At 71.7% G+C, this 12,635-nt stretch carries 14 protein-coding genes; 5 read left to right on the forward strand and 9 right to left on the reverse strand.

The window, feature by feature from the left end:
• Positions 1-46 precede the first annotated feature (46 nt).
• From DK412_RS13980 to DK412_RS13990, 3 genes are all read right to left on the reverse strand, one after another.
• On the reverse strand, positions 47-1,123 hold the full coding sequence (locus tag DK412_RS13980) for an alkene reductase (RefSeq protein ID WP_109972435.1): 1,077 nt from the start codon (positions 1,121-1,123) through the stop codon (positions 47-49).
• 35 nt (positions 1,124-1,158) lie between these two features.
• The gene (locus DK412_RS13985) at positions 1,159-2,577 is read right to left on the reverse strand and encodes a phosphatase PAP2 family protein (protein WP_109972436.1); all 1,419 of its coding nucleotides are present in this window, start codon (positions 2,575-2,577) and stop codon (positions 1,159-1,161) included.
• Positions 2,578-2,792: 215 nt separating this feature from the next.
• Positions 2,793-4,025 (reverse strand): FAD-binding oxidoreductase, encoded by a 1,233-nt coding sequence (locus DK412_RS13990; protein WP_109972437.1) that lies wholly within the window; start codon positions 4,023-4,025, stop codon positions 2,793-2,795.
• Between the two features lie 720 nt (positions 4,026-4,745).
• Between DK412_RS13990 and DK412_RS14000 the strand changes: the two genes are divergently transcribed.
• The 3 genes from DK412_RS14000 to DK412_RS30630 all read left to right on the forward strand — a co-directional run bounded on the left by DK412_RS14000 (position 4,746) and on the right by DK412_RS30630 (position 6,006).
• Positions 4,746-5,258 carry a metallophosphoesterase family protein gene (locus tag DK412_RS14000; protein WP_109972438.1) on the forward strand — a complete coding sequence of 171 codons (513 nt, stop codon included), beginning with the start codon at positions 4,746-4,748 and terminating at the stop codon, positions 5,256-5,258.
• 187 nt (positions 5,259-5,445) lie between these two features.
• Positions 5,446-5,766, forward strand: a complete 321-nt coding sequence (locus DK412_RS14005) for a hypothetical protein (RefSeq protein ID WP_109972439.1) — start codon at positions 5,446-5,448, stop codon at positions 5,764-5,766.
• Positions 5,767-5,862: 96 nt separating this feature from the next.
• Complete coding sequence (locus DK412_RS30630) at positions 5,863-6,006, forward strand: hypothetical protein (protein ID WP_177303226.1); 144 nt, start codon at positions 5,863-5,865, stop codon at positions 6,004-6,006.
• A gap of 69 nt (positions 6,007-6,075) precedes the next feature.
• Here DK412_RS30630 and DK412_RS14010 read toward each other — a convergent pair whose 3' ends face one another.
• Positions 6,076-6,330 (reverse strand): hypothetical protein, encoded by a 255-nt coding sequence (locus tag DK412_RS14010; RefSeq protein ID WP_109972440.1) that lies wholly within the window; start codon positions 6,328-6,330, stop codon positions 6,076-6,078.
• 166 nt (positions 6,331-6,496) lie between these two features.
• On the opposite strand from DK412_RS14010, the gene flaF reads away from it, so the two are divergent.
• The gene (gene flaF / locus DK412_RS14015) at positions 6,497-6,862 is read left to right on the forward strand and encodes a flagellar biosynthesis regulator FlaF (RefSeq protein WP_109972441.1); all 366 of its coding nucleotides are present in this window, start codon (positions 6,497-6,499) and stop codon (positions 6,860-6,862) included.
• A gap of 240 nt (positions 6,863-7,102) precedes the next feature.
• On the opposite strand, the gene DK412_RS14020 is transcribed toward flaF, so the two are convergent.
• The 3 genes from DK412_RS14020 to DK412_RS14030 form a co-directional block, all read right to left on the reverse strand.
• On the reverse strand, positions 7,103-7,423 hold the full coding sequence (locus DK412_RS14020; RefSeq protein ID WP_109975268.1) for a hypothetical protein: 321 nt from the start codon (positions 7,421-7,423) through the stop codon (positions 7,103-7,105).
• 249 nt (positions 7,424-7,672) lie between these two features.
• Positions 7,673-8,149: a Rap1a/Tai family immunity protein gene (locus DK412_RS14025; RefSeq protein ID WP_245447653.1), complete on the reverse strand. Its 477-nt coding sequence runs from the start codon at positions 8,147-8,149 to the stop codon at positions 7,673-7,675.
• 139 nt (positions 8,150-8,288) lie between these two features.
• Positions 8,289-8,966, reverse strand: coding sequence for a hypothetical protein (locus DK412_RS14030; protein ID WP_109972442.1), 678 nt, complete (start codon positions 8,964-8,966; stop codon positions 8,289-8,291).
• 289 nt (positions 8,967-9,255) lie between these two features.
• Between DK412_RS14030 and DK412_RS14035 the strand changes: the two genes are divergently transcribed.
• The gene (locus DK412_RS14035) at positions 9,256-10,077 is read left to right on the forward strand and encodes a trypsin-like serine protease (protein WP_109975270.1); all 822 of its coding nucleotides are present in this window, start codon (positions 9,256-9,258) and stop codon (positions 10,075-10,077) included.
• Here the strand turns inward: DK412_RS14035 and rsmD are convergent.
• Both rsmD and DK412_RS14045 read right to left on the reverse strand, forming a co-directional pair.
• A complete protein-coding gene (rsmD, locus tag DK412_RS14040) occupies positions 10,067-10,624 on the reverse strand; it encodes a 16S rRNA (guanine(966)-N(2))-methyltransferase RsmD (RefSeq protein WP_109972443.1) in 558 nt (185 codons plus the stop codon). The two genes, DK412_RS14035 and rsmD, sit on opposite strands and share 11 nt — an antisense overlap.
• Before the next feature lie 9 nt (positions 10,625-10,633).
• Positions 10,634-12,625: a pseudouridine synthase gene (locus DK412_RS14045; protein ID WP_109972444.1), complete on the reverse strand. Its 1,992-nt coding sequence runs from the start codon at positions 12,623-12,625 to the stop codon at positions 10,634-10,636.
• Positions 12,626-12,635: the final 10 nt, after the last annotated feature.

A 12,635-nucleotide genomic window follows, 5' to 3' on the forward strand; every position in this document is an offset into this window, starting at 1 on the left:
TCGCGCCTCTTCCTTTTGCCGGACATCTGTGGAGGCGTATCTTCCATCACGCCGCCGGCGGGTAATCCACGTAGCCCTTGGCCCCGCCGGTGTACCAGGTCTCGGTATCGTCGGCCGACAGCGGCAGACCGTCCGCGATCCGCCGCGGCAGGTCGGGGTTGGCGATGAAGGGACGCCCGAACGCGATCGCGTCGGCCGCGCCGGCATCGAGGGCGGCTTGGCCGCGGGTGCCGTCATAGTCGGAATTGAGCACGAAGGCGCCCCGGAACGCTGCCCGCATCCGCGGCGCCACCGGCGGGCGCTCGGCCTTGCCGTTGGTGCCGTCGTAATCGGGCTCGCGCACCTCCAGGAAGGCGATGCCGAGCTCGGAGAGCGCCGCCGACGCCGCCTCGAACAGCGGCTCGGGGTTGCTGTCGTTCACCCCCTGGCGCTCCTCGTTCGGCGACAGGCGCACGCCGGTGCGCTCGGGGCCGACGATCTCGGCCACCGCCGCCACGACCTCGCGCAGGAGCCGGATCCGGTTCTCGATCGAACCGCCGTAGCGGTCGGTGCGGAAATTGGCGTTGTCGCGCAGGAACTGGTCGATCAGGTAGCCGTTCGCGGCGTGGATCTGCACGCCGTCGAAGCCGGCCTCCAGCGCGTTGCGGGCCGCCTTGCGGTAGTCGTCGAGGACCGCCCGGATGTCCTCCTCGGTCATCGCGCGCGCCTCCACATGGGGCGCCTTGCCCTCGTAGGTGCGCGCCATGCCCGGCATCGTGGTCGCCGAGGACGAGACCGGCTGGCCACGCCCGGGCAGGCTCGGATGGACCACCCGCCCCATGTGCCAGAGCTGACACGCGATCAATCCGCCGCCCGCATGCACGGCGGCGGTGACCGGCCGCCAGGCCTCGACTTGCTCAAGGTTCCAGATCCCGGGCGCGTAGGGCCAGCCGAGCCCTTGCGCGCTGATCCCGGTCGCCTCGGAGATGATGAGGCCGGCCGAGGCGCGCTGGGCGTAGTAATCGACCATCATCGCGGTCGGCACGTGGTCGCGGGTGGAGCGCGCCCGGGTGAGCGGCGCCATGAGCACCCGGTTGCGCGCGTGGAGCGCGCCGAGGCGGATCGGGTCGAGGAGGCTGGGCATCGTTCACTCCGCTGCGCAGGTCGAGGATGAGGAGGTCAGCGGGTCGTCTGCTGCTGCGGGCGCTTCGAAGCGGCGAGCGACGCCGCCTTGCCGGCGGCGGCGTAGAGGTTCAGGCGCGAATAGACCCCGAAGGCCGAGCCGTCGTCGAGGAAGCCGCCGCCCGGCCCCTGCGTCTCGGTCAGGATCGCGTTCGCCTCCGCGAGGCTCAAGGCAGGGAAGGCCGCGGTCAGCAGGTGACCGGCTTCGGGAGCGAGCTTGCCGACGTCCTCGACGGTGTTCGCCGTAGTCGGGTGGACGACCGGCAGGCCGTAGGTCTGCGTGGTGTTGTAGAAGGCCTCGTTCGCCGCGGCATCCCTGAACCGCCCGGTATCGGTGGCCGCACAAGCCGCCACTGCGTCGCCGCAAGCGTCCTTCAGGACCAGGCCGAGGTCGTTGCGCGCCGCCTCCAGGGCCGCGCGGTAATCGGTGATGGCGACCGTGTCCTTGGTCTGCGGGCTCATCTCGACGGGCACCGCCGGGTTCTTGCGGATCTGGCCGACATAGGCCGGATCGTTGGCGAGGAGGTGCGCGACGGCGTGCAAAGCCACCGCACGCCCGCCGAGCACGTCCATGGCGTAATGCGCGCCGACGACGATGCGGTTGTTGCCGTACTCGGCCGCCCGCACGATCATCTGCTGGTAGCGCTCGGGCACCAGCAGCGCGAGGACGAGCGACTCGGTGTAGCCGAAGGTGGTGTGGCCGCTCGGATAGGACGGGCTGTCGGTCAGGTTCTGACTCGGCCCGTGCAGCCAGTCCAGGCTGTGCGAGGTGCGCGTGAAGTAGTCGTCGCCGCGATAGGCGTAGAGCTGCGGCAGGGTCTGGAACGGCCGGGAATTGCCATAAGCGTCCGCCCCCGTGCTGCCGGCCGGGCGGCCATAGGCCTTGCCGAACACGTCCGGCACGCCGCCCCGGCCAGCGAAGATGCCGGCGGCCGCCTCCGAGACGGGCTTCTTGCCGTCGGTGGTGCCGTTGGCGAAGAAGTATTTTCCGGAATTCGAATCGGATTTCGTGATGTTGTTGGTGTAGCCGAGCAGGTCGGCGACCGACTGGGTCACGTTGCTGAACGTCTTGTAGTCGGCGTAGCGCGCCTTGTCCTGGTAGATCGCCCCGAGCCGGCTGCCGAGCCCGTCGGCGAGCTCGGTGGCGTTGCCGTCGGTGATGAAGCAGTCGCGGAGCGCCAGCTGGCGCTGCTGGTCGAGCGGCAGGAGATGCGGCTGCGGGTGGCTGCCGAACTGGATGTCGCCGGTCACCTGCAGGTTGGCGGCGAGCGCCGCCTTCCCCTCCGGCGTCTGCTGCAGGGCGCTCACCGGGGCGAGCCCCTGGAGGGCGACGAGGTTCGTGGCGGTCTGCGCCGTCGCGGCTGCCGGCAGCAGCAGGCCGAGAATCGCCGCCCCCTGGATCGTGGCCCTGCGCATGACGTCCCCCCGACGGTTTCTTCGGATGCCAGGAAACGACGACAGCCGCGTCCTGTCCAGCCCGGGCGCTGCCGGTCCTGGGCGGGGATCCCGGCCGGAGGCCCGGCCTCGCCGCCGAAAAGCCTTCGTACGACGCCGATCGGACCAGCCCTGATAGGCTTTTCGGCGAAACCCATACTATGGCCGAGGGGTCAGCGCCGTCCGTGCCTTGCCCGTCAGCGACGCCCCGGCCTGAACGGCGTCGCCTCCACCATCGGCGTCTCGCCCGACATCGCCTCGGCCAGGAGGCGGCCGGAAGCCGGGCCGAGGGTGAAGCCCTGGTGGCCGTGACCGAAATGGAACCACAGGCCCGGGTGGCGCGGTGCCGCTCCGGCGACCGGCAGCATGTCGGGCATGCAGGGGCGGATGCCCGACCAGGGCGCATTCTCGCGCGGCGCGCCGAGATCGAGGAGGCCGCCCGCGGCGGCCTCGGCCCGGGCGAGCTGGACCGGGCCGGTCGCAGGCTGCGGCCCCCCCAGCTCGGCTCCGGTTGTGAGGCGCAGGCCCGCCGCCATCGGGGCGAGGACGTAGCCGTTCTGCGCGTCGAGCAGCGGCAGCTCCAGGGTGCGGGCGGGGCGCCAGTGGCGGTGATAGCCGCGCTTGCGCACCATCGCGATCCGATAGCCGAAGCGGCGCAGGAGATCAGGTGACCACGGCCCGAGCGCCACCACCGCGGCCTCGGCCTCGTGCGTCCCGTCCGGACTCCGCACGCTCCAGCCCCGCCCGGCCGGCGCGAGGCTGTCCGCCTCGGCCCGCAGCAGCGTCCCGCCGCGCCGGGCGAACAGGGCGGCGTAGGCCGAGACGAGCGCGCCCGGATCCCGGACCGACCACGGATCCTCCCAGTGGATCGCCCCCGCCCCCGTCTGTTTCAAGGCCGGCTCGGCCGCGGCGAGGTCGCTCGGCGACAGCGCCCGCGCGCGGATTCCGTAGCGCGCCCGCAGGCGCTCGGCCTCCGCCACGGCCTCGTCCATCGCGCGGCGCTCGCGCAGGAGCATGCGAAAGCCGCCCCGGCGGACGAGGTCGGCGGCCCCCGCCGCTTCGATCAGCGCCGCGTGCTCTGGGACGGCATGCGCGACGAGGCTCGCATAGGCCCGTGCGGCGGCGGCGTGGCGGCGGGGGCTGGAGTGCCACCAGTAGCGCAGGAGCGGCCCGGCGTGCCGGTGGAGGGAGCGGATCTCGTAATGGACGTCGTTGCTGCGGCCGGTGGCGATCGCCCACAGCGTCGCAGGATCGCGCGGCATGGCGTAGGGCTCGACCGCCTCGCTCTGGATGATCCCGGCATTGCCGAAGCTCGTCTCCCGCCCCGGCGCGCCGCGGTCGACGAGGGCGACCGACCAGCCGCGCTGCTGCAGGTGGAGGGCGGTGCCGATGCCGACCATGCCGGCGCCCAGAACGATCGCGCTGCGCAAGCTCACCGCCTTGAAGGTGGGAAGGGTTCGAAGGCCCGCCGTCCGGCAGGACGCGGCCACGATACGCGGGACGCGCGGCCGTGCAACGGCGAAGCCGGCTTGCGTTGGCAGGCCAACGCTTCGTCCGCTTAGGGTCAAAACCCAATCAGCCTGACCGTGTGAGGGGCTGCTTCCGACTCATTGCAGACGCTTCCACCTTTCGGCACGATCAAGCGGACTATCTACGGGGGTATTATGACGACAATAGTTTATCCACTCTGGTATGAGCGCGAGTATCCCGACCGCGAGGATACCGAGCTTTCCATCGGCACGTTTTCAACAAGGGAGAAAGCCGAGCAAGCAATTGCTACATTGATAAACCAGCCTGGCTTTTGCGAATACCCGGAAGGCTTCAAGATATACGAGCTTCCGCTAAACCGAGTGTCCTGGAAAGAGGGCTTTTCCTCAACTTGCCAAACCGAATGGCGAGAAAATTGGGAGCCCAAGGACAGATTTCTGGACTACCCGCCGAAAATGCGCCCGAGTTGGACAGACAGCTAACCACCCTCAGCGGCCCCTCATGCGGCCAAGCTGATCGGGTTTTGACCTTAGGCTTTTGTCGTTTCGCAGATTTTTGTCGTAAAACCGGCGACCCCTCTTGCGAAATCCGCTTAGGCCGGAACCCCGCCGCCCGCCGCGCTTTCCGGAGGGCAGCCCCGCCCCGCACGACGACCCGCTCCCATGACGACTTACTTCACCAGCGACACCCATTTCGGCGACCCGCGGGTGCTGCGCATCGACCGGCGGCCTTTTCCCGATCTCGCGACCCACGACGCGGCTCTGGTCGAGAACTGGAACGCCGTGGTGGAACCGGACGACACGGTCTGGCATCTCGGCGACTTCGCGCTCGGACCGCCGCGGGAGCGGGTCCAGGCCCTGCTCTCAGGCCTCAACGGGCAGAAGCACCTGATCGTCGGCAACAACGACGGCCCGTCGACGCTCGCCGCGCGCGGGTGGCTCAGCACCGCGCATTACGCCGAGATCGACGTCGACGGGCAGCACCTCGTCCTGTGCCACTATGCCTTCCGGACCTGGAACCGGATGGGCCGGGGCGTCGTGAACCTGCACGGCCACTCGCACGGCAAGCTCAAACCCGCGACCCGGCAATACGACGTCGGCGTCGATGCCTGGGAGTTCCGGCCGGTGACGCTGGAGACGATCCGCGCGACGCGGCGAGGGCGCACGACGACCTGACGCGGCTCGCCCCGATCTCGCCATCTCGGGCCCGACGCGCCCCGTGCGACCCATCTGAGCAGTTTTGCGCGGAACCCCGCGGGCGCCCTCGACGTTCCTCGGTCACAATAAAGCAAGCTTGGCATCACGCCTCACCATGAGGCAGATCGCCGCAGCTGCGGATCCCACATCGTTCGTGAGTTCAGCGATGACCACACCGCGTCGTCTCCCGCTCGGCTGGCCGCTCGCCGCCGCTCTCCTCCTGCTCGCCGGCCCGGCGCTCGCCCAGCCGGCCTGCATCGGTGCCCAGCGCAAGATCGACGAGGCCGGCGCCCTGCGGTTCCAGGCCCGGCAGGATGCCCGGATCGGCGACCGCGACCGGGTCTGCGACAACCTCGGCGATGCCGAGGATCGCTACGAGGACGCCCGCGACCGTCTCGACGAGTGTGGCCTCGGTGTCGCCTCGGTCGATCTCAAGAGCGCGCTGCGCTCGGTGCGCCAGGAGAAGCGGTTCTTCCGCTGCGATTGAGCGCGTGCCGTAGCGCACACCTTTTCACCCGCGATTAACCCATCACTCTCACCAGGCGCTGCCGCGATGTCGGCGCGCCGGATCGGAATCCTCGCCATGACCAGCGCCAGCCAGACCTCGTCCGAGTCCCGCCTCTCCGCCCCGACCGCCGGTGCGCACTCCTTCACCGCGGCGCTCTGCGGCTTCCTCGGCTCGACCGCGGCCACGACGGTGGTGATGCTGCTGCTCAGCAGCGTCTGAGGCGGGCCGGGAGGCCTTTCTCGAAGGCGCTCATCCACCGACGACGGTCGATCGTCGGGCTACCGGCCCTTACGGCGCCACCGACCAGAACCGGCGCCGGGCGAACAGCATGTCCGGCTGGCCGACCTGCGGGCTCCCGGCCTGGACGTGGGTCTGCACCGGCGGCGGTGGGCAGACCGGATCCGGACGCCGCGTCTGGATCGTGACCGGCTCCGGCCGCACGAGGCCCATCCTCACCTGAACGTCCGGATTGCGCAGGGCCGCCACCGTCGCGACGGCGGCCATCAATGCGCCCGCGACGGCGCCGAGGAGAAAATTCAGCATAGCGGCCGGTCCTTGCGCCGACATCGTAGCGGTTTGAGGGCGAATCACCGGCCTGTGGAGCATTCCGGGTGCCGCAACGTCCGCCTTGTTTCACAACCCTAGCTTAACAAATCGATGGCAGACCTGCCTCCGGGCCCGCTTCAGCGGCCAGCCGGAGAGGCAGACGATGAGCTACGCGGCGAACGCCTACGCGCGAACGGCCCAGGTGGCGCTGACACCCCGCGAGGCAGAGGCCGCGGTCCTGATCAAGGCGGCGGCCCGCCTGCAGATGATCCAGGACAATTGGGACGTCCAGCAGACGACGCTGAACGACGCGCTCGGCTTCAACCGCAAGGTCTGGACGCTGCTCTCCTCCGCGGCGACGGAGCCGGACGCGCCGCTGCCGGAGGAGCTGAAATCCGCGATGGCCCGCCTCGGCGCCTTCGTGTTCACCCGCACCCTCGACGCGATGATCGATCCCAGCGCCGACAAGCTGACGGCCCTGATCAACATCAATCGCGAGTTGGCGAGTGGTTTGCGCGGCAATCCCTGATCGCCGTCCGGGTGAGGCTGGCAGAGTGAACTGCCCAGGGATCTATCGATCCTCCAGGTTTTTCCGGGCTCGCCTTGCGGCCCCGGAATGACTTGGAAGATGTCGAAACCTGTTTGACCTTATCCCACTCACACCCTCATCTGCGGTCGTGGATGGGATGGGGGCCTGCGTCGGCTCACGAAGAAGCCCCCGCCCCGTTGTGGGACGAGGGCTCGATCGGACGCGGACGACCCCGCCGCCCTACTTCGGCTGGCGCCGCGCCAGCGCGCTGTCGTCGCCCGACACCGTCGTCATCGGGGCTTCCAGGCCGCTGGTGTTCTGCTCTCCCCCGTCGGGCATCGTCTGGTCGAAGTTGCGCCGGTTGGATGCGTGGTCGTGGTACTGCTCGGTCTGGACGTGCTTGCTGTCGAGGCCGCGCGCCGCCCCGTGCTGGGCCTTGTCGCGGTTGCTCAGCACCATGTTCTCCTCGAGGATGCCCTCGGGCAGTTCGGTCATGGCGCCGGTGCCGGAGCCCTTGCCCTGCGCCCCGGGACCCATGTTGTGCCTGTCGGCCTTGGCCATGTTCATCCTCCGATCGAGCGGGTCGCGGGAGCGGAGACCGGCCATCGGCCGCGCCTCGTCCCGTCTACTCGGTAAGAGTATGAAGCGCATCGGCGGGAGCAAGCGGAGCCGCAGCAAATATCGCCGGGAACCTTTCGGCGCGGAGAATAATATCGGCGGATCGATCGCCGCCGGCTGGGCGTCACCGGCAACAATGCGATCCTGCTCACGGCCGCGAAACCGTCGCCGGACCGTGAGAGCCGGGCAATCCTAGTCTTTCCGGCACGGGAACGCGTCGCGCAGGGCGAGCAGCGCCAGGACGCCTGCGTTCTCGCGCAGGGCCGGCGGGTGGGCGGCACCGTAGGCCACCACCGCCCGGACGAGCTGGAGCCGGTTGCCGTCCGGCGGCAGGCAGGCGCCGAGGATCGGCGGCTGGTTGGCCGAATCGGCGACGCCGGCGAGATCCTGCACCGCGCCCATGAAGGCCCAGCAGCCGACGGTCTCCGGATCCTGGCGGAACTCGACCTCGCCCCCCCGCACCTTGGCCCCGCGCAGCAGGCTCTTGCATTGCGCCACCAGCACGGCGCCCTCGGCGGCATGCGCCGGCGCGGGGAACGTTCCGGCCGCCAGCACAGCCACCAGAGCCAAGGAGCGAAGGAGGTGGGGGAGCCGCAGGATCTCGCCGGAGGACGGCGCGCGGTTCGGGAACCTGGCCGGACGGCTCGGAACCCTGCTCGGAATCGACATGCGGACACAACTCGACGCGGGAGGCCGCCTGCCTGCGGCCCGCCGCATCCTAGCAAGCGGGGCGGGCTTCCGCCCCGCGCCGCATGCACCGAGTCACACCTACGTTGCCGCAGGCCCCGCGAGCGCGGGCCTGAGGAAGTCAGCGCGCCGGGTAGACCACCCGGGCGAGCGCCGCCTCGACGCGCGGCGTCGACACCGCCGGGGCGGAGGCCTTCTGGTACTGCGCCATCATCCGGCGGGCGGCGTCGGCCGGCAGCGCGCCGATCGGCGCCGTCATCGCCAGGAGTTCCTTGCGGGTCTTGGCCGCCACGACCCCGGGACGGTTCACGTCCTGGAAGTCGCTCATCTTGTGCTTGTCGGACTCGGCCTCGCCGCGGAACACCCGCGGACCCTCGGGCATGATGACGATGTCGCCGGGGCGCAGGGTCGGGTCGCGCAGGAGCGCGGTGCGGGCATCGAGCGACTTGAGCGGCGACACCGCGATCTGTAGCGGCTTCACCTCTTTCTGCGGCTTCACCTCGGCTTTCGGCAGGGCGACGTAGCGGGTGCGACCGCGCAACGCCTTGGCCTGGACCGCGAGACGGTTGCGCCGGCTCGCCCGCTGGCGGATCGGCGCGTCGTAGGGCTGGACCGCGTAGGGCTGCGCCACCGGCGCCGGGGCGGAGGAGGACGGCCCCCCGAAGATCTGGCGGAGGAAATCCAGGCCGTCATTCTCGGCCCGGGCCCCGGCGCTCGAGGCGATCAGCAGGCATCCCGACGTCATCGCCAGGAGCAGGGCGCGCAGCCGGGCAGCCGGCATGGTCTGGTGCAGCGGCATCGAGCCCCTCCAGTGAGTGTGGCAGCGGACTTGAGAAATCTGTACTGGTACGCGGCGGATTAACCTCGACGGCAGCCTGACAGTTCCGGGCTTTCGGCCAAAGATGAACAATTTATGATCGCGCCGCCCGGTCCCCTCCCCGATCGGATGAGGCGGGGACGGGCCGTGGCCGGGCGGCAGCTCGACACCTTGCCATCTTCGGCCCTCGTCTTGGATATCGACTCTCGAACACTGACTTCGAACCGGCGCGAGGCGCACAGAATCGATGATGCTCAGCAGATCGACGACGATGCCGGCGCCTGGACGCCGGGCGCGTCCGGCCTTCGTCCTCGCCCTGGCGCTCGGATGGGCCACCCCGGCTGCCGCACAGGTCCCCGCCCCTCCCGCGGACAAGCGCGTGCCGATGGAGCCGACGGCCTGGCCGTTCACGGCGATCGGGCGGGTGAACGTGGTGCAGGGGCCGGCCCATCGCAGCCACTGCACCGGCACCCTCGTCGGACCGCGCCACGTCCTGACCGCCGCCCATTGCCTGTTCGACGTGCGCCTCGATAGCTGGGTCAAGCCGCACCAGATCCACTTCGTCGCCGGCCAGGCCCGCGACCTGAATACCGGCACCGCCGAGGTCGAGGCGTTCCGGCTCGCGCCCGGCATCGACCTGCGGGCGGCGGCGCGACCGGCTCACGGATCGATCGCACCGGCGATGATCGGGCGGGACTGGGTGATCCTCACCCTGCGCCAGCCCCTCGGCGTGAGACCGGTGCCGTGGCGCGTGCTGCCGAATGCCGACCTGCCGGGGAGCCGGCCCGGTGCGGTGGTGGCGCTTGCCGGCTACGCCGCCGACCGGCCCTTCCTGCCGGTGATCCATCGCGGCTGCGCGGCCCGGATCGACGCGCCGGCCGCCGGCCTGCTGAGCGACCTGTGCGAGTCGATGTCGGGGGAGTCCGGCGCGCCGGTGCTGCTGCTCGACGCGGATGGCGGCGCGGCCCTGGTCGGGATCCACACCGCGGTGACCGGGGGAACCCGCGTCGGCAGCGCCTATCGCTCGGCGAGCGGCGTCGGGGTCGCCGCCGGCAGCTTCGCCGGCGCCCTCGACGAGATGGTCAGGAAGTGAGACGCCAGAACGCCACCTGGGTGTCGCCGTAGGTCCGGCGCTCCAGCTCCGAGAAGCCGTCGGGGACGGCGAGGGCGGCGGAGGCCGCCTCCTCCACCACCGCGAGGGCGTCCGGCCCGAGCCAGCCACCCTCGCGCGCCGCGCCCAATGCCTTCGGGGCGAGGTCGCGGCCGTAGGGCGGGTCGCAGAAGACGAGGCCGAACGGCTCGCCGGGCGGGGCCGCGCCGAGGCGGGTGGCGTCGCGGCGAAACAGCCGCGTCCTGCCGCCGAGCCCGAGGGTGTCGAGGTTGTGGCGGATCACGCCGCGGGCCTCCGCCCCGTCGTCGACGAGGAGCGCGAAGGCCGCGCCGCGGGAGATCGCCTCGCAGGCGAGCGCCCCGGTGCCGGCGAACAGGTCGAGGACGCGGGCGCCCGGGACCGGATCGTCGTAGGCGTGCGCGAGCACGTTGAACAAAGCCTCGCGCAGCCGGTCCGAGGTCGGCCGGATCGCGTCGCTGCGCGGCCCGGCGAGGCCGCGGCCGCGCAGGTCTCCTCCGACGATCCGCATCGGCCGGGCCTAGCCGCGCGGCGGCCGGCCACCGCCGGGACGCGCGCCGCGCCCGCCGGGCTTTCCGCCACCGCCGGCGCCGCCGGAGCGGAAGCCGCCGCCGGGCTTGGCCCCGAACGGCTTACCCCCCGGCCGACCGCCGCCACCGCCGGGACGGCCCTCGCCCTTGCCGCCGAAGGACTTGCCCGCTCCGGGCTTACCGCCGAACGACTTGGCCCCGCCCGGCTTAGCCCCGAAGGATTTGCCGCCGCCGGGCTTTCCGCCGAAGGAGCGCCCCTCGCCGCCGCCGGAGCGCCCTTCGAACGAGCGACCGCCGCCGAAGCCGCGGCCTTCGCCGCCGCCCGAACGGCCCTCGAAGGACCGGCCACCGCCACCGGGACGGCCCTCGCCCTTGCCGCCGAAGCCGCGATTCCCGCCGCCGAACGACCGGCCTTCACCGCCCGAACGTCCCTCGAACGAGCGACCGCCGCCAGCGGGGCCGCGGCCCTCGCCGCCGGAGCGGCCCTCGAACGACCGGCCTTCGCCGCCACGGCCCCCGAAGCTCTTGCCCCCAACACTCTTGCCGCCGAAGCCGCGGCCCTCGGCGCCCTCCGGGCGTCCGCCGGAGCGGCCGAAGCCGCGCCCGCGGCCGCCATCCTCGGCGAGGCCGGCCTTGGCGCCGCCCCGCGAAAAACCGCCGTCGCGGTCGCGGCGCATCGGACGGTCGTCGCCGCCCGGCTCCCGGTTGGGAGCGTCGTCGCCGCGGAATCGGGTGCGGCGGTGCGGCGCCGCCTCCTCCTGCGGCTGGGCCACCAGGCGCTCGACCAGCACCCGGCGGTCGCCGCTCGCGATGGCGCCGACGCGCTTGCGCGGCGCGTCCGCGGTGGCGGCGCGGATCTCCTGCGGGCTGTCGCCGCGCCGGTGAACCCGTCCGCGATTCGGCAGGTCGCCGGCGGCCTCGGCCTCCTGGTCGCGCCACACCGTGCGCACCGGCGCCCGGCGGCCGGCCGGCGCGGCCGGCGGCTTGCCGAATTGCGGCCGGGCCGGGTCGCGCCCGCGGGGCGCGCCTTCCTGCGCGGCCCGGGCGGCGGCCTTCGGCGAGCCGAACGGCGCGATCGGCTCGCGCACCGGGCTCGTGAAGTCGACGCCGGCCTGCTCGGCGAGCGCGGTGCCGAGCTGGTCCTTCAGCACCCGGGTGCGGATCTCCTCCACCAGCCCAACCTCGAGCTCGCCGAGCTGGAACGGCCCGAAGGAGAGCCGGATCAGCCGGTTCACCGACAGGCCGAGATGCTCGAGGATGCGCTTGACCTCGCGGTTCTTGCCCTCGCGCAGGCCGAGCGTCAGCCAGACGTTGTCGCCCTGCGCCCGGTCGATGGTCGCCTCGACCGGGCCGTACTCCATCCCGTCGATGGTCACGCCCTTGCGCAGGCCGTCCAGCATCGCCTGGTCGACGTCGCCGAAGGCGCGCACGCGGTAGCGGCGCAGCCAGCCGGTCTCCGGATGGGCGATGACCTTGGCGAGCCCGCCGTCATTGGTGAGGAGCAGCAGGCCCTCGGTGTTGATGTCGAGCCGGCCGATGGCCACCACCCGGGGCATGTCCTCGGGCAGCGCCTCGAACACCGTCTGGCGCCCCTCGGGGTCGCGCGCAGTGGTGACGACGCCGCGGGGCTTGTGGAACAGCCACAGCCGGGTGCGCTCGCGGGTCGGCAGCGGCTCGCCGTCGACGGTGATGCGGTCGCTGGGTGTCACGTTCACGGCCGGCGAGTCGAGGCGCACGCCGTTCAGCGTCACGCGGCCCTCGGCGATCATCGCCTCGGCGTCGCGGCGCGAGGCCACGCCCGCCCGGGCGATCGCCTTGGCGATGCGCTCCGGCTCCGGCTCGGCCGGCGCCGCGGCCTTGGCAGCCCCCTGGGCCGTCCCACGCTTGTTGGAAGCCTGCCCCTCCGGGGAGCCCGCGGATGCCTCGTCCCGTCCGCGACGCCGCTGCGGCGCCCCGGTCTCGTCGTCGTTGATGTCGTTCATGCGCGCCTGA

Source organism: Methylobacterium sp. 17Sr1-1 (assembly GCF_003173775.1).
In the GTDB taxonomy this organism is placed as follows: Bacteria; Pseudomonadota; Alphaproteobacteria; order Rhizobiales; family Beijerinckiaceae; genus Methylobacterium.